The organism is Pantoea allii (assembly GCF_046529425.1).
GTDB lineage: Bacteria > Pseudomonadota > Gammaproteobacteria > Enterobacterales > Enterobacteriaceae > Pantoea > Pantoea allii.
Window position 1 is genome coordinate 1769150 of sequence record NZ_CP125958.1, and the last position, 22284, is coordinate 1791433.

The following is a 22284-nucleotide window of genomic DNA, read 5'->3' on the forward strand; positions in this document are numbered from 1 at the left end:
AATGGTACACCGACTAAGCAAAGATTTATTTGAGTCTGTTATCGCTAATGCGCCTTTAATTTCTATTGATCTTATTGTTGAAAATTCTAAAGGTGAAGTTTTACTAGGATATAGAAATAATAAACCTGCACAAAACTATTGGTTTGTACCGGGTGGCAGGATATTTAAATCGGAAACAATCCCTAATGCCTTTAAACGGATCGCGTATGATGAGTTAAATCTTAACTTAGATATTGATCTTGCTACCTTTAAAGGTGTTTATGAACATCATTATGACGATTCATTCGTCAGTGACGATGTTAAAACGCATTATGTTGTTCTCGCTTACGCTATATTTAATGTATCTGATTCAGAAAGTATGCCTGACATACAGCATGCGAAATTTAAATGGTTCAGCAAAGAAGAACTTTTAGTTTCTGATTCCGTTCACACCTATACTAAAAACTATTTTCAAGAAAGGCATTGATCTTATGTCAGTAAAATTGTTACCTGTTATTATGGCTGGAGGTTCGGGTAGTCGTTTATGGCCATTATCGAGAACATTATATCCTAAGCAATTCCTTGCACTTACCTCTGATGCAACCATGCTGCAGGAAACGATTAAGCGTGTTGATTCTTTGCCTCATCTTTCACCGTATTTAATATGTAACGAATCGCACAGGTTTATTGTCGCTGAGCAACTCCGGCAACATAATATAAAACATGGAGGGATTTTCCTGGAGCCTGTGGGGCGAAATACAGCACCTGCAATAACTTTAGCGGCGTTACAGGCAGTTAAGAACTTAGACGATCCTGTTATGTTAGTACTGGCTGCAGATCACGTAATTAAGGATGAACAAGCATTCTTAACCGCAGTTGAAAATGCTATTCCTCTTGCTGAGTCTGGTAAGCTGGTTACATTTGGTATTGTACCTGACCGCCCTGAAACGGGATATGGCTATATCAAGCAAGGCGCTAATGTAAATGATTACTCCTTTAAAGTAGATTCTTTCGTAGAAAAACCAAATCTTGAAACTGCTCAAGAGTACTTATCCTCTGGAAAGTATTATTGGAATAGCGGGATGTTTTTATTTCGCGCCTCTGTGTTCTTAAAAGAAATAAGAAAGTTTCATAAAGAAATTTTAGAACACTGTGAAAAAGCCTTACTTGGTCAACATACCGATCTTGATTTTATACGTTTAGATGACACCGCATTCAAAAATTGCCCAGATGAATCGGTTGACTACGCTGTGATGGAAAAAACCCAGGACGCTGTCCTGGTTCCAATGAATGCAGCATGGAGTGATGTAGGTTCATGGTCTGCTTTGTGGGAAATAAACACTAAAGACAAAAATGACAATGCTATCAGAGGTGATGTCGTTACTTCAGATACATCCAATAGTTATATATACTCTCAAAATAAACTTGTTGCCACTGTTGGAATTGATAATTTAGTCGTTGTCGAAACTAAAGATGCAGTATTAATTGCACATAAAGATAAAGTGCAGGGCGTTAAAGATATTGTTCAACAGTTAAAAATTGATGACCGTTGTGAACATCTTCAGCACCGTGAGGTATTCAGACCATGGGGTTCACATGATACTATAAGTGAAGGTGCCCGTTTTCATGTTAAGAAATTGACTATAAAACAGGGGCAGCGCACTGCAACTCAGATACATCATCATCGTGCTGAACACTGGATTGTTGTATCTGGTACTGCAAGAGTATATAAAGGCGAGCAAAGTTACCTAATTACAGAAAACGAATCTATATATATACCTATAGGTGAAGCGCACGCTATCGAAAACCCTGGTGTTCTTCCTCTTGAGATCATTGAAGTCCGTACAGGAACATACTTGTCTGAAGACGATGTCATCCGTATTGGTGATGACGGGACAGGATATTAAGAATGAAAGTTTCTATAATTACAGCAACGTATAATAGTGAAAAAACAATCAAAGATACTGTCTTATCATTAGAGTCTCAAGATTATGATGACATCGAGTTTATTATTATTGATGGCGGATCTAAGGATAACACACTCGCTGTTGCACAAGAACACAGTTCACGGATTTCTAAAATAATTAGCGAGCCGGACAAAGGTATTTATGATGCTTTAAATAAAGGCATCCTTCATTCAACAGGTGATATTGTAGGTTTTCTTCACTCGGATGATGTTTTTTCATATCCTTCCGCGGTGTCGGATATTGTAAATAGTTTTAGTAATAATAATGTTGATGCTGTTTATTCTGACCTTAATTATGTTTCTCAAAAGAACATGAATAAAGTGGTTCGTAAATGGCATAGTGGTGTCTTCGATATTAGAAAACTTAAGTTTGGATGGATGCCCCCGCATCCCACTTTTTACATGAAAAAGAAAAAATATGATGAGTGGGGCGCATTTGATATTTCATACAGAATCTCAGCAGATTATGATTCCTTGCTGCGATATTTATATGTTCACAAAGCCTCAGTATTTTATCTCCCAAAAGTTCTGATTTCGATGAGGGTGGGCGGAGAAAGCAATCGATCACTCAGTAATATTATTAAGAAATCCAAAGAAGATATTGATGTTATCAAAAAAAATGGCTTGTTTTGGCCAGTTGTTCTGATATGTAAAAATCTTTCTAAACTTCCTCAATTCATCAAGTAATGATATGAAAAAATTAACTTGTTTTAAAGAATATGATATTCGTGGGAAACTTGGCGACGAACTTAATAATGATATTGCTTATAAAATAGGCCGCGCTTTCGGCCAATTTTTACAACCTAAAACAGTGGTTGTAGGTGGCGATGTAAGACTTACAAGTGAAGAGCTTAAACTTGCTCTTGCTCAGGGCCTCCAGGATTCGGGGGTTAATGTACTTGATCTGGGTATGGTTGGTACTGAAGAAATTTACTTTGCCACATTTCACTTAGGCTGCGATGGCGGTATTGAAGTAACGGCGAGCCATAATCCTATAAATTATAATGGTATGAAGCTTGTCCGGGCAGGCGCAAAGCCCGTTAGTGGTGACACCGGCTTGAGAGAGATTCAGTCCCTTGCTGAGTCCGCTATTTTTAGTCCTGTTGAGAGTAGCGTTAAAGGGACTTATTCGAAAATATCAACCCTTAACGAATATGTTTCTCATATCATAAGTAGTATCAATCTCAAGAACTTAAAACCCCTGAAGTTGGTCGTCAATAGCGGTAACGGTGTAGCTGGGCATGTCATTGATGCTATCGAAAAAAGATTCGTAGAAAATAATGTACCTGTCGAAATAGTAAAAATTCACCATAATGCCGACGGCCATTTCCCTAATGGTATTCCCAATCCGCTCTTGCCCGAATGTCGTGAAGATACGCAAAAAGCGGTTATAGAGCATAACGCCGATTTTGGGATAGCCTTTGATGGTGATTTCGATCGCTGCTTTTTCTTCGATGAAAAAGGAAGATTTATTGAAGGTTATTACATCGTTGGATTACTTGCTGAAGCTTTCCTCAAGAAAAATCCTGGCGATAAAGTAATCTATGATCCTCGGTTGACATGGAACACTATTGACATTGTTACCTCAGTCGGGGGGCAGGCGATCATGTCTAAGACAGGCCATGCATTCATTAAAGAACGCATGCGCAAAGAAGATGCGATTTATGGTGGAGAGATGAGCGCGCATCACTATTTCAAAGATTTTGCTTATTGTGATAGTGGAATGATACCCTGGTTGTTGATCGCTGAACTGGTTAGTCTTAAAAACGTGTCTTTAGGTGAACTGGTTTCAGAAAGGATCGCCGCCTATCCTTCATCTGGTGAAATAAATATAAAATTAGCTGATCCTGACGCATCGATCGAGCGTGTGCTCGAGCACTACAAAGATATTGCAGAAAGTAAAGACTTTACTGATGGAATTAGTCTTGATTTTGGAACATGGCGTTTTAATTTGAGAAGATCGAATACGGAGCCTGTGGTGCGTTTGAATGTAGAATCACGAGGCAATATTCAATTGATGCAATCTAAAACATCTGAAGTATTGGACCTTTTAAATTTATCCAATTAAACCTAAAGTCAAAAATGTCTTTTAGTTTAGTTGCGTTTAGTACACCTGTAAATTTTAAGTTTTTATGGTTTAACGATATATGCTGAAACCATCAATTACTTCCCTCATCTCGTTATCATGGGATAACATGTCAACACATTAAAAGCAGTCGTGTACTGCTGATTTCACATCAAGACAGGAGTAGATATGTCTAAGCAACAAATCGGTGTTGTAGGTATGGCAGTAATGGGACGCAACTTGGCACTTAATATTGAGAGCCGCGGCTACACCGTTTCTGTCTTTAACCGCTCACGTGAGAAGACTGATGAAGTGATTGCTGAGAATCCAGGCAAGAAGCTTGCGCCGTTCTACACCGTTGAAGAGTTTGTTGATTCACTGGAAAAACCGCGTCGTATCCTTCTGATGGTACAAGCCGGTGAAGCAACAGATAAAACGATTGCTTCTCTGACTCCACACCTTGATAAGGGCGATATCCTGATCGATGGGGGGAATACTTTCTATAAAGATACCATCCGTCGCAATAAAGAGCTTTCAGATCAGGGTTTCAACTTCATCGGTACTGGTGTTTCTGGCGGCGAAGAGGGTGCACTGAAAGGCCCTTCAATCATGCCTGGTGGCCAGAAAGAAGCGTATGAGCTGGTTGCGCCTATTCTTGATAAGATTGCTGCACGTGCGGAGGACGGTGAGGCTTGCGTCTCTTATATCGGTCCGGACGGTGCTGGTCATTACGTTAAGATGGTTCATAACGGTATCGAATACGGCGATATGCAGCTGATTGCCGAAGCCTATGCTCTGCTGAAAGGGGCGCTCGGCCTGAACAATGAAGAACTGGCTGAAACCTTTACTGAGTGGAATAACGGTGAACTGAGCAGTTATCTGATCGATATCACCAAGGACATTTTCACTAAGAAAGATGAAGAAGGTCACTACCTGGTCGATGTGATTCTTGATGAAGCAGCCAACAAAGGTACGGGTAAATGGACCAGCCAGAGTTCCCTGGATCTCGGTGAGCCGCTGTCGCTGATTACCGAATCTGTGTTTGCGCGCTATCTTTCTTCACTGAAGACTCAGCGTGTCGCTGCTTCAAAAGTTCTGAGCGGTCCTCAGGCTAACGCTTTTACCGGCGATAAAGCTGAATTCATTGAAAAAGTCCGTCGCGCTCTGTACCTGGGTAAAATCGTTTCTTATGCACAGGGCTTCTCACAGCTACGTGCAGCATCAGACGAGAACAACTGGGATCTGCAGTATGGTGAAATCGCGAAGATTTTCCGTGCTGGCTGTATTATCCGTGCGCAATTCCTGCAGAAAATTACGGATGCGTATGCAGAGAATGCAGGCATTGCTAACCTGCTGCTTGCGCCTTACTTCAAAGATATTGCTGACCAGTACCAACAAGCGCTGCGTGATGTTGTGGCTTATGCCGTACAAAATGGTATTCCAACACCGACTTTCTCAGCCGCTATTGCCTACTACGATAGCTATCGTTCAGAGGTTCTGCCTGCTAATCTGATTCAGGCTCAACGTGATTATTTTGGTGCGCACACCTATAAGCGCATCGATAAAGATGGCGTTTTCCATACTGAATGGTTAGATTGATTTATAACGAAACCTCCCTTCTGGGAGGTTTCGTTTTTTAGTTCGCCTTTTTGCATATAACGCGATTGGAAACAGTCTATCCCGAGTTGAATTTTTATGAATGAAAATATTTCCACTAAAGGTAAAGGATCTGCAGCCCATGAAAATAATTCTGTTTCAAGCAATGAGCTTGACTTAATAGATGTTGTTTTTCAGCTGTGGCAAGGTAAGAAATTTATTGTCATTGGGATGATGACGGCGCTTATTATAGCAATAATATATGTGAGTGTGGTTAAGGAAAAATGGACATCGCAAGCTACAGTAACTTTACCCGCTGCAGGGCAGGTTGCTAACTACAATGCTGCTTTAGCTATTGTATATGCAGATACACCACAAGATAAACCTTCATTAAGTGGGTTACAAAATCAACTGTTTGGCCGATTCAGCGCTTCTCTAAATGCCTTGTCAGGCGCACTTGCCAACCTTGAAGAGCCTTTGTCGTTACGAGTAGAGCCCATCAAAGGAAGAGATGATGCACTCAATATCTCATTTGTTGGAAGCACGGCTAAAGAAGCACAATCACAACTTTCAAAATATATTGATAATGTTAATGCTGATGTTGTGAGAGATTATGGTGATGATATTAAGCGTAACCTTGGAGTGAAAACAAGGGAACTGACAAATACGCTCGATACCTATACTCAGGTTGCCATTAATCAAAAAGAGCACCGACTTGATGTAATCAAGCAGGCTCTCAAAGTTGCTCAGGCATCCAACGTCGATAAGCTGCAAGTTAATCAGGCAGAATTTCTCTCTGATGATACCTTATATTTGCTGGGTACTGATGCACTGAATGCTATGGTGACAAACGAGAATTCTAAACCTCTTGATTATAGCAAAGAGTATTATGAAGCTCAGCGCGCTTTGCTGGCTGTGACGCATCTAAAAGTCGAGGTTGAAAACCTCCAATCCTATCGATACATTTCTCAAGCGGATCTTCCATTTAGGCGAGACAGTCCTAAAAAGGGCCTTATATTATTTCTTGCTATAATAGGCGGTGCAATTATTGGAGCATTGTTTGTTATTACACGTAATGCTTTTTACAGTTACAAGCAAAAATAATAAAGGCGATTGACGCATCTAAGAAATCTAAAATGATAGGTTGATATTGTAATTGTTAGAAAAAGCTCATTGTAAAATGAGCTTTTTTTTATTTTGATGGCATCAGGATTAAAAGATCTTTCGTAAAATCTGTGAGTAGGTGGTAAATCACCTCCACATCCTGAACATTTATTAAAAATTGTAGTTTTTACCTTATTGAACCAACAAATCCCCACTCCTCACCGACTTCTCTCCCGCCAGCCTCAACACCAACATCCCTGCAGTGGCAAATCTGGCCCAGTGACGGGCATAAAGTATCCCACCGAACTCCGCCACCAGTGGTGTGATATGGTCCGTTACCGGATCGACAATCTCCGCGACCACTTCACCTGGCCTGATAAGCGCACCCAGAGGTTTACGATGCAGAATCAGTCCCGACACCGGCGAGTGAACATATTCGCAACCCGCAAGCGGAGTAGGGGGATTTTTCAGCGCAGGCGACAGGGCGGATGTCCCTTCGATATGACGCTGTTTAATGATGCTGCTTTCATCAATGCTCGTTGCCACACCCGGAGCGCCGAGTCCGGTACCGCTCTCGTCAACGCCTACTACATCTTCGCCGCCGCTGGCGACCGACACCAGCTCATCACCGCCGATAACCGGTGCCGCGACTTCGACAGAAACGGCAGCCTCACTGGCGGTAATGTAGCCCGACTCCTGTAGCGCGCTGATAATCGCATCGGCATCCTGCTCCGCCTGCTCTGGTGACACGTCGCGCACGCCCCGAAGTTCAAGCGTCACAGGTAACAAGCCCTGCGGCATCGGAAACTGTTCGCTAAAGCGGTCAGCCAGCGTCAGCCAGGGTTCACAACAGGCTTCATCGAATGGCTCTCCACCAGAAATTTGCGCCAGCAGTTGAACTTCACTGCCTAACCAGCGTGCCAGCGGTTCAACCTCCGGCCACGCATGAGGCGTGGTATACAGATGCGGCAGGGCTTCCCAGTCGCAATGCAGGTCGATCATTAAATCAGCCTGGCTGGCCATGCGCATCAGCGTGAAACGCTGTGCTTCAAGCTCCGTTTTGGGCACGGTATCACGGTAGTGGCGATCGATCGCATCGCGAATCAGCCGCTTGTTCTGGGTTTCGTTTGGCGTCAGGACAGTGGCCAGTTCATTAGCCAGCGAGGCGCCAAGCGACGGAAACTTACGGTTAAAGTCTTGACCGGTCTGGGTATGAAATCGCCCTAAATGAGTGCCATGCCAGTGCTGGCTGAGCGCCAGAGGATTAGAAACCGGGATCAGCGTAAACGACGCTTTCAACCGCCCGGCGGACTCCAGGGTTTGCAGACGCTGTTTCAAAAACCACGCGACAGCCATGCCGGGTATTTCATCCCCATGCAAGGCTGCCTGGATATAAACCTGTCGCGTAGGGTCATCGCCAAAATGAAAACTGATGATTTCACGCTGGGTGCCGAGAGAGGCGCTTAACAAGGGGTGATGTTGTTGGTACATACCGTGTTAATGTCCTTTTGTCGGTTCAGGGCAGCAAGCGCTGCCCATAAAGTCATTGAGTATAGCCCTGCAGAGGCCGAAGGGCGAAAATGCCCTTCATGACCTTACTTTTGAATGGAAATGTCGGTCGAGAAATAGTGCTTCTGAATCTTATCAAAGGTGCCGTTTTTCTTGATTTCATCAAAGGCATTATCCAGCGCCGTTTTCAGCTCGGTGTCATCTTTGCGCAGGCCAATAGCCGTGCCTGGACCGATAATGGGGTCCTGAACAATCGGGCCTGCGAGCGCAAAATCTTTGCCCTGCGGCTGTTTCAGAAAACCATTGGCGGCCTGCGCGGCATCGGTAAAGACCGCGTCAAGGCGTCCGGCCACTAAATCGCTTTCCACCTGGGCCTGATCGCCGTAAGGCACTACGGTGACGCCATGCGGCTGCCATTTTGCGCGGGCATAACGTTCCTGCACCGTGCCCTGTTCTACACCAACCGTTTTCCCTTTGAGCGACTCTGGCGTCGGTAACAGGCCAGAACCTTTGCGTGCGATAAGCTGAGTGTGGGTATCGTAAAGCGGCTGGGTAAAGTCGATTTGCTTCAAACGCTCTTCTGTAATGCCCATGTCAGACAGGATGGCATCGAATTTACGGGCTTTGAGTGCCGGGATCATGCCGTCGAACTGACTTTCCACCCACACGCACTTCGCCTGCATCTGTGCACACAGGGCGTTGCCTAAGTCGATATCGAACCCCACCAGTTTGCCCTGCGGGGTTTTTGATTCGAAAGGCGGATAGGTGGGATCGACGGCGAAGCGGACCTGTTCGATTTTTGCCTGTGCGCCGAACGCGCAACCGGCAAGCACGGCCAGTGCCAGCGCAGCGCGCAGGCGAGTTTTGAGGGTTTTCGTTGCCATAGTTAAGATCTTCTGTTGTCGTAATGTTGTATTACGCAGAGTACCTTTCGACCGGGGTGATGGCAATTAGAGGATGATTTTCACAGTGTTAGCCCCACAAAGTGCACGGTAATCCTGGGTGTTCAGGATGACGGAGTGGTCCAGCACGCCCGCATTAAACGCAATCTCATCGTAACGTTCAAACAGCAGCGGATCGACAATCAGCAGTAAATCGTGATGAAAGCTGAATGGCGGAATAGCGCCAAATACACAGCCGGTAAGGCTGTCCACTTCCGCCGGTGAGGCGAGTGAGGCTCGGCGTCCGCCCACTGCCGCAGCCACTTTGGACAGGTCCGCCTGCTGGTCGGCCGGCAACACCGCCAGCACATGCTGTTTAACCCCATTGCCTTTGACATGGCACACCAGCGCCTTTGCACCCTGACCGACATCGGTGCCGCGGAGTTGTGCGACGGCTTCACATTTGCCGCTGGGCTGATGGGCGACCAGCCGGTAACGTGCCTGATGTTGATCGAGCAGCGCGATCAATTTTTCATGGGTACTGAGCATCGGCTTTTCCGTTTTAATAAAAAAGGCGCCACCGCGCCTTTTTGTAACGCTGCTGCCCGCCTGACGGAGGAGCAGTAGAGAGGACAATCTACTTATGACGGGCGCGCAGATTACTGATAATCGTGCTGAAGTCTAACGCCTGGTCCTGCAGGAGTACCAGCAGGTGATAGATCAGATCCGAGGCTTCATTGGTCAGCTCTTCACGATCGTTCACCGTCGCCGCCAGTGCGGTTTCCACGCCTTCTTCACCGACTTTCTGTGCGATGCGCTTGGTGCCGCTGGCATAGAGTTTCGCGGTGTAAGAGCTGTCCGGATCGGCGCTTTTGCGTGATGCCAGCAGTTGTTCCAACTGATAGAGGAACGTCCAGTCAGGGGCAGCAGGCGAGAAGCAGCTGGACGTACCAAGATGACAGGTTGGGCCAATCGGGTTCGCCAGCACCAGCAACGTGTCGTTGTCACAGTCCGGCGTAATGCTGACGACCTGCAAAAAGTGACCAGAGGTTTCACCTTTGGTCCACAGCCGGTTTTTGGTACGTGAAAAAAACGTCACGTTACCGTCCTGCAGAGTTTTCTTCAGCGCATCCTGGTTCATATAACCGTGCATCAGAACTTCGCCAGATACGCTGTGCTGGACGATAACGGGCATCATGCCTTGGGTCTTTTCCCAGTCTAACCGGGACAACTGTTGTTCAGTTAACACGCGCGAATCTCCACACCGTTGTCGATCAGAAAGCGTTTCAGCTCGCCGATATTAATAATCTGTTTGTGAAACACCGATGCCGCAAGGGCACCGTCAACGTTGGCCTGTTCAAAGGCCTCAAGGAAGTGGGCCATGGTACCTGCGCCACCGGAGGCGATAAGCGGCACCTTGCACACTTCACGCATTGTCTTTAGCTGTACCAGGTCATAGCCATTGCGCACGCCGTCCTGGTTCATCATGTTCAGCACAATCTCACCTGCGCCAAGCTTCTGCACTTCCTGCACCCAGTCGCGCGTTTCCCATTGGGTGACGCGCGTCCGGGATTCATCGCCCGTGTACTGATTAACATGATATTTGCCGCTGGCATCATCGAACCAGGTATCAATGCCCACTACGATGCACTGCACGCCAAAGCGGTCGGCCAGCCGGGTGATCAAGGAAGGATCGGCCAGGGCAGGTGAGTTGACGGAGATTTTATCCGCACCAAACTCCAGAATCCGGGCCGCATCTTCCGGGGTTTTAATCCCGCCCGCCACGCAGAAAGGAATATCGATAACCTCAGCGACGCGCGAAACCCAGCTTTTATCCACCACTCGGTCATCCGATGAGGCGGTGATATCATAAAATACCAGTTCGTCGGCCCCTTCTTCCGCATAGCGCTGCGCCAGCGGCACGATATCACCGATAATTTCATGATTACGAAACTGAACGCCTTTCACCACCTGACCGTCACGCACATCAAGACAGGGGATTATCCGTTTTGCCAGCATGCTATTGCCTCCGAAACCGTAAATTTACCTTCCAGCAGCGCACGCCCGACAATCACGCCCTGAACGCCACTGCCGCGTAAGGCGGCAATATCACTGAGTTCACCAATACCGCCCGACGACTGAAACGCAATCTGCGGAAAGCGGGCGGTCACTTCTTTATACAGTTCCACATTCGAGCCGCTGAGCGTACCGTCGCGGGAAATATCCGTGCAGAGGACATGCCTGAGGCCAACGGGCTGAAACTGTTCGATCACCTCTTCCAGCGTCACACCGGCCGCTTCCTGCCAGCCGCTGATGGCGATGTCTTTACGGTTCGCCGCATCAATACGGACGTCCAGCGCCAGCACGATGGCCTCGGGGCCAAATTCCTGAAACCAGGCTTTGACGTCCTCGGGCTGTTTCACGGCGGTTGAACCGACAACGACCCGGCTGGCGCCCGCATCCAGCAACGCTTTTACGTCATCCCGGGTACGAATACCACCGCCAACCTGCACGATCGCATTTACGCCGTTGAGCAGGTTTTTCAGTAAGGCAATCTGGCGTTTAGCCGGGTCTTTGGCACCGGTCAGGTCAACAAGGTGCAATACCGTTGCGCCCTGGCCTGCGTAGTCCTGCAACCGGGGCAGGGGATCGCTGCCGTAATCACGCTGTTGCGCATAATCACCCTGATGCAGGCGCACGACCTTGCCATCGATTAAATCTAATGCGGGGATAATCATTACATCTCCAGGAAGTTTTTCAGCAACTGTGCGCCCACTTTGCCAGAGCGTTCCGGGTGGAACTGCACGCCAAAGAAATTATCTTTCTGCACTGCGGCGGTAAAGGCCTGACCATAGTGGCACTGGGCAATGGTGCTGGCGTTTACCGGCATGGCATAGCTGTGGACGAAGTAGAAATAGCTGCCTTCATCGATGCCGCGAAACAGATGATTTCCGGCCTGCGAGGTAATCTGGTTCCAGCCCATGTGCGGCAGCGGCAACCCCTGAGTATCCATCAGCGAAACCGGCTGGTCGATAATGCCCAGCGTCGGCACGCCGCCGTTTTCTTCGCTGTGGCTGCCCAGCAGTTGCATCCCCAGACAAATACCTAATACCGGTTGCGTACAGGCTTTGACCAGCTCAATAAGCTCGCGCTCTTCTAACTGATTCATGGCGGCCTGCGCCGTGCCTACGCCCGGCAGAAACAGCTTATCGGCGCGCAGCACCACGTCAGGATGGCGGCTGACCTCTGGCGCGTAGCCCAGACGTTCAACGGCCCACTTTACCGATGACAGGTTGGCACAGCCCGTATCCAGGATCACCACGTTCATTAGAGCACTCCTTTCGAGCTCGGCAGGGTATTTCCTTCCACGCGAATGGCCTGACGCAGCGTACGGCCAAAGGCTTTGAACAAGCTTTCCACACGGTGGTGGTCGTTTTTACCTTTCGTCTTCAGGTGCAGGGTGCTCATCATGGCGTAGGACAGCGAACGGAAGAAATGTTCCACCATCTCCGTGCTGAGATCGCCCACGCGCTGGTAGCTGAATTCGGCTTTGAATTCGATATGCGGACGACCGGAAATATCCAGCGCGCAGCGCGCCAGGCATTCGTCCATTGGCAGCACAAAGCCAAAACGACCAATGCCGCGCTTATCGCCCAGGGCTTTCAGCAGTGCTTCACCCAGTGCCAGGCCGGTATCTTCAACCGTGTGGTGATCGTCGATGTACAGATCGCCTTTCACTTCGATGTTCATGCGAAAGCCGCCGTGTACGGCAATCTGATCCAGCATGTGGTCAAAGAACCCCACACCGGTATTGATTTTGCTACCGCCTTCACGGTCCAGCCAGACCTCGACGCGCACCTGGGTTTCTTTGGTGTTGCGCTGTACCAGTGCATAGCGATCGCGCTGTGTCAGCTGTTGCTGAATGGCTTTCCAGTCCTGACCTTCTGTGCCGTAGCGAATGCCCTGAATGCCCATGTTCTCGGCCAGCTGAATATCGGTCTGACGATCGCCAATCACATAGCTTTGCGCGATGTCGAGTGCGCCTTCTGCCAGCCAGGCTTCCACCATTTTGGTTTTTGGCTTGCGGCAGTCGCAGTGATCGTCTGGCTTATGTGGGCAGATCAAAATGTCGCTAAAGCGAATGCCCTGCGAGTTCAGGATCTGCATCATCAGATTGTGCGGGCCATCAAAATCGGCCTGAGGAAAACTGTCCGTGCCCAGACCGTCCTGATTGGTGATCATCACCAGCTGATAGCCTGCGTCCTGAAGCGCCAGCAGCGCGGGCACCACATCCGGCTCAAATGCCAGCTTATCCATGCGATCCACCTGAAAATCCTGCGGAGGTTCAGAGATAATCGTGCCATCGCGGTCAATAAAAAGGGTCTTCTGACTCATGCTTACTCCAGAGATAAGGCTTGCAGCGCGGCGATCAGGCGTTCGCACTCTGTTCGGGTTCCCACAGAGATACGCAGACAACCTGCAAGGCCGGGATTCTTGTTTTGGTCACGCAAAATAATGCCCTGATCCCACAAGGTTTTAAAGACCCGCGGCGAGTCAGTAAAGCGCACCAAAATATAGTTGGTTTCGCTGGGAAAAACCTGCTCTACGGCGCGAATCTGTGGTAACTGCTCAAACAGCCAGCGGCGATTGGCATTCAGCTCTTCCACGTGCTGGCGCATCAGGGCAACGCCTTCCTCGCTCAGGGCCTGGCCCGCGACGTCGGCGACCGGTGTGGCAAGCGGATAGGGCGCAATCACTTTCATGAGCAAATCAATGACCGGCTTATTCGCCAGGGTAAAGCCACAGCGCAGGCCAGCCAGCGCAAAAGCTTTCGATAAGGTACGCAGAATCACCAGGTGCGGATAATCCTTTAACCAGCCCGCGAGCGTCGCCTGGGGGCAAAACTCAATATAGGCTTCGTCCGCGACGACCAGCGCTTTTCCGGCGGTCATCGCCAGCAACTGACGGATATCGTCCTGATCAATTAGATTACCGGTGGGGTTATTCGGGCTGCACATGTAGACCACTTTCACACCGTCGAGTTGTTCGGCAATCGCGGGCAGGTTCAACTGCCAGTCTTTCAGCGCCGGAACGGTACGGTATTCAATGCCGATGGTTTCGGCACTGACGCTGTACATGCCATAGGTCGGTGGGCAGAAAAGAATGGCATCTTTCCCCGGCTCACAAAATGCACGCATCAGCAGTTCAATGCCTTCATCTGCACCACGGCTGACCAGCACCTGCTCTGGCGTGAGACCGGCATAGGCCGCATAACGCGTGATCACCTGTTTCGGCTGGCATTCCGGATAGCGATTCAGGGTTTGCTGCGACAGCTCAAAGGGCACCGGCAGCGGGAACTCGTTAGCGTTCAGCCAGACATCACCATTGCCGCCCAGACGACGGGCGGACTGATAGGGCGTCAGTGCCCGCACGTTAGCCCGTGCCAGCTGTTCAATATCCTGACTCATGCTTGCTCCTTGAGTGCGGCAACGCGCAACGTAACGGCATTTTTATGGGCATGCAGCTGTTCGGCCGCCGCCAGGGTTTCGATGGTCGCCGCCAGGTTCAGGAAGCCCTGCGGTGTCAGTTCCTGCACGGTCATGCGTTTCTGAAAGTCGGCCAGGCCCAGGCTGGAGCAGGTCGCGGTGTAGCCATAGGTGGGCAGCACGTGGTTGGTACCGGATGCATAGTCACCCGCTGATTCCGGCGACCAGTCTCCCAGAAAAACCGAACCGGCGCTGGTGATGTGTTCGACCAGATCCCGTGGCGCGCGGGTTTGCAGAATCAGATGCTCCGGGCCATATCGGTTGGAAATGTCGAGGCACTGTTGCATATCCTGGGCCACGATCAGACGGCTGCTTTCCAGCGCCTGCCGGGCAGTCGCGGCGCGTGGCAACTGGGCCAGCTGTTCTTCAACCGCGTCGGCGACGCGCTCAGCCAGCGCCTGGGAAGGCGTCAGCAGAATCACCTGCGAATCGGGGCCGTGTTCCGCCTGTGACAGCAGGTCAGAGGCCACGAAAGCCGGTGTCGCACCTTCATCGGCAATCACCAGCACTTCCGACGGACCGGCGGGCATATCAATCGCCGCGCCATCAAGACGCTGGCTCACCTGACGTTTGGCCTCGGTCACCCAGGCATTGCCCGGGCCGAAAATTTTGTCCACCTTAGGAATGCTTTCCGTGCCAAAGGCCAGGGCGGCAATCGCCTGTGAACCACCAACCTGAAACACCTCTTCTACCCCGCAGAGCTGCGCTGCGTAGAGAATTTCATCCGCAATGGGCGGAGGCGAACACAGCACGACGCGACCGCAACCGGCAATGCGTGCAGGCGTCGCCAACATCAACACGGTAGAGAACAGCGGGGCAGAACCGCCAGGAATATACAAACCGACGGATTGTACCGGGCGCGTAATTTGCTGACAGCGCACGCCGGGCTGCGTTTCCACATCCACCGGCGGTAAGATCTGCGCACGGTGAAAGGTTTCAATATTGCCAATGGCTACTGCCATCGCCTGCTTCAGTTCGTCACCAATACGATCGCTGGCGGCCTGAATCTGCTGCGGTGTGACGCGCAGCGTTTTTACGTCGACCTTGTCAAAGCGCGCGCTGAATTCACGTAACGCCGCGTCACCCTCGTCTTTCACCCTGACCAACACGTCGCGCACAATCTGACTGATGCTGTCAGATGAGGAGAGTGCGGGGCGCGCCAGCAGCGCCTGTTGCTCCTCGCGGCTGCACGCTTGCCAGTTCACGGGCGTCATGATTTTGCTCATCGCTTACTCCAGCATTTTTTCGATTGGCAACACCAGAATAGAACTGGCACCCAGCGCTTTGAGTTTTTCCATGGTTTCCCAGAACAGCGTCTCGCTGCTCACCATGTGCATCGCCACGCGGCTGACATCGCCCGCCAGCGGCAGGACAGTCGGGCGTTCGGCACCCGGCAACAGGCTGATCACGTCTTCGAGACGCTCGCTTGGCGCGTGTAACATGATGTATTTCGATTCACGCGCTTTGATCACGCCCTGAATGCGGGTCATCATTTTATCGATCAGCTCCTGCTTGGCGGCTGGCATCTCGCCGTCGCGCTGAATCAGCACGGCTTTTGAGCGATAAATGACTTCGACTTCGCGCAGGCCGTTCGCTTCCAGCGTCGCGCCGGTGGAGACCAGGTCGCAGATCGCGTCGGCCAGACCAGCACGCGGTGCCACTTCTACCGAGCCGTTTAATAAACAGGATTTAAAGTTGACGCCTTGCTTGTCGAGATACTGTTTTAACAGGTGAGGATAGGAGGTGGCGATACGGGCATTGTTCAGGCCCTGCGGGCCGCTGTACGCGTCGTCAACCGGCATGGCCAGTGACAGGCGGCAACCGCCAAAATCCAGGCGACGCAGCGTGAAATAACGCGGGTCTTCGCCCTGCGCGCGGCGGTTCAGCATCTCTTCTTCCAGCACGTTCTCGCCGATAATGCCCAGATCCACTACGCCGTCCATTACCAGTCCCGGAATATCGTCATCGCGCACCCGCAGGATATCAATAGGCATATTTTCCGCAAAGGCGATCAGACGCTGTTGCTGAAGATTAATTTTGATACCACAGCGTGCCAGCAGCTCGCGTGAATCATCGCTTAATCGACCTGATTTCTGCATAGCTATGCGTAAACGGCTATTGTCTAACATCGTTCCTGTCCCCTTGATTGACCTGTCCTGAATGATTGATTTGCGTCAGCCCATAAAAAAACCCCCGGAAGACGATCTTCCGGGGGTTCTCTTGCGTTCGCACCACTGGAAGATCCTAGACGTCTTCCAGCACACATCGCCTGAAAGACTAGTCAGGGTGATGGTGGTGATGATGGTTGAACTGAACGCGTGTCATAAAATTCTCGATAATGAAAAGTTATTCATTTGTGTGGAATTAACCTAACGAAGATAGTTGAAATTGGCAACTCTTTTTTAATGTTGTTATTCGCAAAGCGCCGAAACACTTTGAACTGGTTTGCAACTCAGCGGAGGCTTAAGATGAGAACATCTTGAAGTCTGCAGCAGGAGACAAAATGAAAAAGGTCGCAATAGTAGGACTGGGCTGGCTGGGGATGCCGTTAGCCACGGCGTTAACCGCCAGGGGCTGGCAGGTCACCGGCAGTAAAACCACGCCGGATGGCGTTGAGGCGGCCCGTCGCTGCGGTATCGACGCGTTTCAACTGGAACTGACGCCCGACCTTATCTGCGATGCGGAAGATCTGGACGTGCTGTTCGACGTTGACGCGCTGGTCGTCACCTTGCCCGCCAGCCGCACGGCAGAGGGCGGGGACGCTTACGTACAGGCGGTGCAAAACGTGGTAGACACGGCGCTGGCCCGTAACGTACCGCGTATTATCTTTACCAGCTCGACATCCGTCTATGGCGGCAGCTCAGGCATCAAAACCGAAAAAAGCGCCTTGCAACCGGAAACCACGGCGGGCAAAACGCTGGTGGAGCTGGAAAACTGGCTGCATGATTTACCTGGCACCAGCGTGGATATTCTGCGTCTGGCAGGGCTGGTGGGGCCAAAGCGTCATCCGGGACGTTTCCTGGCCGGTAAGCTGGCGCTGCCCAACGGTTCACATGGTGTCAATTTGGTTCACCTTGATGATGTGGTTGAGGCCATCCTGTTGCTGTTACAAACGCCTAAAGGCGGGCGCACGTTCAACCTGTGCTCTCTGAAACATCCGTCTCGTGCGCAGTTCTACCCCGGCGTCTCACGCCAGTTGGGCATGACGCCACCGACCTTTGCGCCTGAAGCCGGTGACGACAGCGGTAAGCTAATAGACGGTTCGCGGATTTGTCACGAGCTGGGTTTTGAGTACCGCTACGATGACCCGCAAAAAATGCCTCTGGAATAAGCCCGGTTTTCCCCTCGCCGGGCAATGAATGTATGAACCGGCTGTCAGACGCCGAGCCTGTCGCGCAGCGCATACCAGGCTGCGCCCATTGCCGTCAGCGGCACTTTAAACCGCCGTCCGCCAGGGAAGGGCAGATGAGGCAGTCTGGCGAAAGCGTCAAAGCGTTCCGCATCACCGCGCAGCACTTCGCTGATCAGTTTGCCGGAGAGATGCGTTGCGGTGACGCCATGACCGCTGTCGCCCTGCATAAAATAGACATTGTTTTCCAGCCGACCAAACTGCGGCATACGTGACATCGTCAGCAGAAAATTGCCGCTCCAGGCGAAATCGAGTTTCACGTTATGTAACTGCGGAAAGGTGCGCAGCATCTTAGGGCGGATTATTTTCTCTACGTCGGCGGGTTCCCGCGCGCCGTAAATCACCCCGCCGCCGTAGAGCAGGCGGTTGTCAGCGCTCAGGCGAAAATAATCCAGCAGATAATTACAGTCCTCTACCGAATAATTATTGGGTAACAGCGCCAGGGCCTGATCGCGGGACAGCGGTTCGGTGGCAATAATCTGCGAGCCGCAGGGCATACTTTTTCGGCTCAGGCGCGGTTCCAGTTCGGAAGGTAAATAGGCATTACCCGCAAAAACCAGGAAGGTGGCGCTGACTTCCCCCTGAGCGGTTTTCACCCGATTAGGTGAGCCATAGTTGACGCTTAACGCGGCGGACTGCTCATAAATGCGCCCGCCGTGACGGCGAATCGCTTCGGCTTCGCCCAGTGCCAGGTTGAGGGGATGCAAATGTGCCCCACGTTTATCGAGCAAACCGCCGACATAGCGTTCACTTGCCACTTCGCGTCGAATCCCACGTTCATCCAGCAGTTCAAGCTCATGATTACCATAGCGCGCCCATGCTGCTTTTTGTTTTGCCAGGTGCGCCATCTGACGGGCATTAAAGGCAGCAAAAATTCCGCCAGGCCGATAGTCGCAGGCAATCGCGTAACGATCGATGCGGTCACGGATGATATCACCGCCTTCAAACATCATGCTGCCCAGCATTTTCGCGGTATCGTTGCCGTAACGTTGCTCAATCACATCCACATCACGGCTGTAAGAGTTGACCGCCTGTCCGCCGTTACGGCCGCTGGCACCAAAGCCGACCCGTGACGCTTCAAGCAGGACCACATCGTAGCCGGCCTCGGTTAAAAACAGCCCGGCGGATAATCCGGTAAACCCCGCGCCAATGATGCAAACGTCACACTGAACGCTCTCCTGTAATACCGGCCAGGGCGCATGTGGATTCCTTGTCGCAGTGTAGTAATTTTCCACATAATTCATATTAAGCTCCTTGGCTGTCGACCCGGGTTAAAAATTAGCGGGCGTATGGGCGCTGACGATGCGACAAGGCACATCGGCAGGGTTGGTAAAACTGTGTGGCAGGCCCGTATCGATGACATAACTCTCACCGGCAGAGAGGTGAAATTGCTGACCGTTTATCTCCAGTACAATCTGACCTTCCAGCAGCGTGCCGGTTTCTTCACCCGCGTGACGTAACTTTTCCCCGGTACTGGCACCGGGTTGATACGTCTCCAGCAGCATGCCCAGGGCTCGCCGGGTGGTGCCGTTATCAATCAGCTTCAGTGAAACGCCCTGGCTGCCGATCTCCAGCAGATCCCCGGCGCGCACTACCACTTTTGGCCCATCCTGCCCCTTCGGCTCAGAGAAAAACTCCGACAGCGACAGGCCATAGACCTTTAACAGCTTTTGCAGCGTACTGACCGCCGGGCTGACCTTGTCCTGTTCAATGGTGCTGATCGCGCTGTGGGTGAGACCAGCCAGTTCAGCAACGCGCCGTTGGGATAAGCCCATCGCCTGACGAATCTGCGACAGGCGTCGCCCGGGAGCCTGGGTCGCATCGCTCATTGTTGCTTTTCCCGTTTGTAGAGATGCGCGGCCTGAATAAAGCCGTTAAACAGTTGAAAGGAAGGCGTCGCGGGTTTCAATTGCCATTCTGGATGCCACTGCACGGCCAGCGCGAAAGGATGTCTGGCCAGGCTTATGGCCTCAATCAGTCCGTCCGGCGATCGGGCTTCAATGCGCAGCTGAGGCCCGGCTTCACGAACGCCTTGATGATGCACCGAGTTTACGCTTAACGGCGCAGTACCCAGCAGCGCGGCCAGTAATCCGCCGGGTTCAATATTGACGTCGTGAGCGGGAGCGTACTGCTGGGGGAGCGGGGCGGCGGCATCATCGTGATGGCGCTGAAACTGGGGATGCTGATTGAGGTGACGATAAAGTGCACCGCCGTTAGCCACCACCAGCTCCTGCATGCCGCGGCAAATGCCAAATAACGGCAGCTGTTTGCCCACGGCGTGCGTAATCAGGTTAAAGGCCAGACGATCCCGTCCTGCATCTGCGTCCGGTTCCTCGCCTTCTTCACCATACAGCCAGGGTTCAAGGTTGCTTGGGCTGCCGGTCAGTAAAATGCCGTCCAGTGCAGCCATAGCGTTTTCTAATAGATGCGGGGCAGCCATAAGCTGATGAGGCAGAGCGAGCGGCGCGCCACCGGCGATAACGACAGCATCAAGATATTTATTATGCACCGACTGGACGGGATGGCCCTGGTGATGAGTCTGGCACATCACTACGCCAATCAACGGCTTGTCAAAAATAATGCCCATGCTTCCCCCTCAACAGCTGTTCAAAATATTTGACGAAAAGGGCATAACTGACGGTTAAGTGTGCAATATTTTGTCAATCTAGCAACCCATCGCTGAATCTTCAAACAGATTTGTTACATTTGCACACTTTTTGTGTTAGCGCTATGTTAGAGGTGTGGCCGTTTTTTTGAGCATTACGCACTCCCATTTTGTGGTTAAAGGCGGATGAAATCATGACTAACCTGGTAGAAGTAGAAGACTTCACGTTGCACAGTGAAGAGAGACGAACCAGCGCGTTCCAGCAAGAGGTGAAAAACTGGCTGGAGCGCCACCCTGAAACGCAGTACGTTGATATTTTACTGAATGATTTAAATGGTGTTTTTCGTGGTAAGCGCATCCCGGTTTCCGCGTTAGCGAAGCTGGAGAAAGGCTGCTACTTCCCCGCTTCTGTGTTTGCCATGGACATTCTTGGCAACACCGTTGAAGACGCCGGGCTGGGACAGTCTCTCGGCGAGCCCGATAATCTTTGCCTCCCCATTCCGGATACGCTCGTTCCCTCTGCCGCCGATCCGCAACACATTGCACAACTGCTGTTAACCATGTGCAACCAAGATGGCACTCCCTTTGACGTTGAACCCCGAAATGTCCTGAACCGGCTGTGGCAACAGCTGCGTAACCGAGGGCTTTTTCCGGTGGTAGCGGTAGAGCTGGAGTTCTATCTGGTCGATAAAAAGCGCGATGCCGAAGGCTTTATTCAGCCGCCCTGTGCACCGGGCAGCGACGAGCGCAATATGCAGAGCCAGGTCTATTCTCTGGACAACCTTGATCACTTCTCCGATGTACTACGGGATATCGACACGCTGGCCCGCCTGCAGGGGATTCCAGCCGACGGCGCGCTGGCAGAAGCCTCGCCTGGGCAGTTTGAAATCAACCTGCACCATACACGGGACGTACTGAGCGCCTGCGACCACGCCATTCAGCTTAAGCGCCTCATTCGTCAGGTGGCTGAAAATCACGGCATGACGGCGACCTTCATGGCGAAGCCCTATGAGGACTATGCAGGCAGTGGCATGCACGTGCATATCAGTATGCTGGATGCGGCCGACCATAATGCCTTTGCCTGCGACGACGGCAGCGACTCACCGCTGCTGAAGCGCACACTGGCCGGCATGATTGATTTAATGCCGGCTTCCATGGCGCTACTGGCACCAAACGTGAATGCCTATCGCCGTTTTGTACCGGAAGCCTATGTGCCGTTACAGGCATCCTGGGGCCATAACAACCGCACGGTTGCGCTGCGCATCCCCTGTGGCGATATAGAAAGTCGTCGTATTGAGTATCGGGTTGCCGGGGCGGATGCGAATCCGTATCTGGTGATGTCAGCGATTTTAGCCGGGATGTTGCACGGTCTTGATACGCCGCTCTCCTTACCGCAGCCGGTAAAAGGTAACGGTCATGAGGCGGAAGGGCTGGCATTACCGATACGGCAAAGTGATGCCCTTTATGAATTTGAAAACAGCAACCCTTTACAAAAGTTACTGGGTGAGAAGTTTGCCAAAGTGTGGTTTAGCTGTAAAAATTATGAACTAATGCAGTTCGAAAGGTTAATCACTTCCACGGAAATTGATTGGATGTTAAAGAACGCCTGATTAATATTTTGCAT

23 protein-coding genes and 1 other annotated feature are annotated in these 22284 nt (G+C 51.0%); of the genes, 8 read left to right on the forward strand and 15 right to left on the reverse strand.

Features of this window, described 5'->3' with window-relative positions; translation table 11 throughout:
- Position 1 precedes the first annotated feature (1 nt).
- The 6 genes from QNH99_RS08430 (at position 2) to wzzB (ending at position 6710) form a co-directional block, all read left to right on the forward strand.
- Entirely contained in the window at positions 2-466 is a 465-nt protein-coding gene (locus QNH99_RS08430; RefSeq protein ID WP_096010799.1) for a GDP-mannose mannosyl hydrolase, read from the forward strand.
- A 4-nt stretch (positions 467-470) separates the two neighbouring features.
- Positions 471-1886, forward strand: a complete 1416-nt coding sequence (locus tag QNH99_RS08435) for a mannose-1-phosphate guanylyltransferase/mannose-6-phosphate isomerase (RefSeq protein WP_410517554.1) — start codon at positions 471-473, stop codon at positions 1884-1886.
- Positions 1887-1888: 2 nt separating this feature from the next.
- Entirely contained in the window at positions 1889-2632 is a 744-nt protein-coding gene (locus tag QNH99_RS08440; RefSeq protein WP_096010797.1) for a glycosyltransferase family 2 protein, read from the forward strand.
- A 4-nt stretch (positions 2633-2636) separates the two neighbouring features.
- Positions 2637-4013, forward strand: coding sequence for a phosphomannomutase CpsG (gene cpsG, locus QNH99_RS08445; RefSeq protein WP_109717345.1), 1377 nt, complete (start codon positions 2637-2639; stop codon positions 4011-4013).
- Positions 4014-4199: 186 nt separating this feature from the next.
- Complete coding sequence (gene gndA, locus QNH99_RS08450) at positions 4200-5609, forward strand: NADP-dependent phosphogluconate dehydrogenase (RefSeq protein WP_096010795.1); 1410 nt, start codon at positions 4200-4202, stop codon at positions 5607-5609.
- A gap of 96 nt (positions 5610-5705) precedes the next feature.
- Positions 5706-6710, forward strand: coding sequence for an LPS O-antigen chain length determinant protein WzzB (gene wzzB, locus QNH99_RS08455; RefSeq protein ID WP_096010794.1), 1005 nt, complete (start codon positions 5706-5708; stop codon positions 6708-6710).
- A gap of 192 nt (positions 6711-6902) precedes the next feature.
- Here wzzB and QNH99_RS08460 read toward each other — a convergent pair whose 3' ends face one another.
- From QNH99_RS08460 to hisL, 12 genes are all read right to left on the reverse strand, one after another.
- Positions 6903-8201 (reverse strand): succinylglutamate desuccinylase/aspartoacylase family protein, encoded by a 1299-nt coding sequence (locus tag QNH99_RS08460; protein ID WP_410517555.1) that lies wholly within the window; start codon positions 8199-8201, stop codon positions 6903-6905.
- 104 nt (positions 8202-8305) lie between these two features.
- Positions 8306-9103 (reverse strand): ABC transporter substrate-binding protein, encoded by a 798-nt coding sequence (locus QNH99_RS08465; RefSeq protein ID WP_096010792.1) that lies wholly within the window; start codon positions 9101-9103, stop codon positions 8306-8308.
- A gap of 66 nt (positions 9104-9169) precedes the next feature.
- Entirely contained in the window at positions 9170-9649 is a 480-nt protein-coding gene (locus QNH99_RS08470) for a YbaK/prolyl-tRNA synthetase associated domain-containing protein (protein ID WP_410517556.1), read from the reverse strand.
- An 88-nt stretch (positions 9650-9737) separates the two neighbouring features.
- Positions 9738-10349: a bifunctional phosphoribosyl-AMP cyclohydrolase/phosphoribosyl-ATP diphosphatase HisIE gene (gene hisIE / locus QNH99_RS08475; RefSeq protein WP_096010791.1), complete on the reverse strand. Its 612-nt coding sequence runs from the start codon at positions 10347-10349 to the stop codon at positions 9738-9740.
- On the reverse strand, positions 10343-11119 hold the full coding sequence (gene hisF / locus QNH99_RS08480; protein WP_410517557.1) for an imidazole glycerol phosphate synthase subunit HisF: 777 nt from the start codon (positions 11117-11119) through the stop codon (positions 10343-10345). Before hisF ends, hisIE begins: the two co-directional genes overlap by 7 nt.
- Complete coding sequence (gene hisA / locus QNH99_RS08485; RefSeq protein ID WP_063880147.1) at positions 11101-11838, reverse strand: 1-(5-phosphoribosyl)-5-[(5-phosphoribosylamino)methylideneamino]imidazole-4-carboxamide isomerase; 738 nt, start codon at positions 11836-11838, stop codon at positions 11101-11103. Before hisA ends, hisF begins: the two co-directional genes overlap by 19 nt.
- Positions 11838-12428 (reverse strand): imidazole glycerol phosphate synthase subunit HisH, encoded by a 591-nt coding sequence (hisH, locus tag QNH99_RS08490; RefSeq protein ID WP_063880146.1) that lies wholly within the window; start codon positions 12426-12428, stop codon positions 11838-11840. Before hisH ends, hisA begins: the two co-directional genes overlap by 1 nt.
- Positions 12428-13495, reverse strand: a complete 1068-nt coding sequence (gene hisB, locus QNH99_RS08495) for a bifunctional histidinol-phosphatase/imidazoleglycerol-phosphate dehydratase HisB (protein ID WP_063880145.1) — start codon at positions 13493-13495, stop codon at positions 12428-12430. The genes hisH and hisB overlap by 1 nt, the downstream gene beginning before the upstream one ends.
- Before the next feature lie 2 nt (positions 13496-13497).
- Complete coding sequence (hisC, locus tag QNH99_RS08500; protein WP_109717339.1) at positions 13498-14568, reverse strand: histidinol-phosphate transaminase; 1071 nt, start codon at positions 14566-14568, stop codon at positions 13498-13500.
- Positions 14565-15872, reverse strand: coding sequence for a histidinol dehydrogenase (gene hisD, locus QNH99_RS08505; protein ID WP_410517558.1), 1308 nt, complete (start codon positions 15870-15872; stop codon positions 14565-14567). The genes hisC and hisD overlap by 4 nt, the downstream gene beginning before the upstream one ends.
- 3 nt (positions 15873-15875) lie before the next feature.
- On the reverse strand, positions 15876-16775 hold the full coding sequence (gene hisG / locus QNH99_RS08510) for an ATP phosphoribosyltransferase (protein ID WP_063880142.1): 900 nt from the start codon (positions 16773-16775) through the stop codon (positions 15876-15878).
- Between the two features lie 52 nt (positions 16776-16827).
- Positions 16828-16948, reverse strand: a sequence feature (His leader region).
- The gene (hisL, locus tag QNH99_RS08515; protein ID WP_100396937.1) at positions 16924-16971 is read right to left on the reverse strand and encodes a his operon leader peptide; all 48 of its coding nucleotides are present in this window, start codon (positions 16969-16971) and stop codon (positions 16924-16926) included. It overlaps the preceding feature by 25 nt.
- 178 nt (positions 16972-17149) lie before the next feature.
- Between hisL and QNH99_RS08520 the strand changes: the two genes are divergently transcribed.
- Complete coding sequence (locus QNH99_RS08520) at positions 17150-17977, forward strand: SDR family oxidoreductase (RefSeq protein ID WP_063880141.1); 828 nt, start codon at positions 17150-17152, stop codon at positions 17975-17977.
- A gap of 44 nt (positions 17978-18021) precedes the next feature.
- On the opposite strand, the gene QNH99_RS08525 is transcribed toward QNH99_RS08520, so the two are convergent.
- From QNH99_RS08525 to puuD, 3 genes are read right to left on the reverse strand one after another with little or no spacing between them, the layout of a single operon-like run.
- On the reverse strand, positions 18022-19299 hold the full coding sequence (locus QNH99_RS08525; RefSeq protein WP_096010787.1) for an NAD(P)/FAD-dependent oxidoreductase: 1278 nt from the start codon (positions 19297-19299) through the stop codon (positions 18022-18024).
- A gap of 27 nt (positions 19300-19326) precedes the next feature.
- Positions 19327-19884 (reverse strand): HTH-type transcriptional regulator PuuR, encoded by a 558-nt coding sequence (gene puuR, locus QNH99_RS08530; protein ID WP_096010786.1) that lies wholly within the window; start codon positions 19882-19884, stop codon positions 19327-19329.
- Positions 19881-20642: a gamma-glutamyl-gamma-aminobutyrate hydrolase gene (gene puuD, locus QNH99_RS08535; RefSeq protein WP_410517559.1), complete on the reverse strand. Its 762-nt coding sequence runs from the start codon at positions 20640-20642 to the stop codon at positions 19881-19883. The genes puuR and puuD overlap by 4 nt, the downstream gene beginning before the upstream one ends.
- Positions 20643-20854: 212 nt before the next feature.
- Between puuD and QNH99_RS08540 the strand changes: the two genes are divergently transcribed.
- Entirely contained in the window at positions 20855-22270 is a 1416-nt protein-coding gene (locus tag QNH99_RS08540; RefSeq protein WP_096010784.1) for a glutamine synthetase family protein, read from the forward strand.
- The last annotated feature ends 14 nt before the right edge of the window (positions 22271-22284 follow it).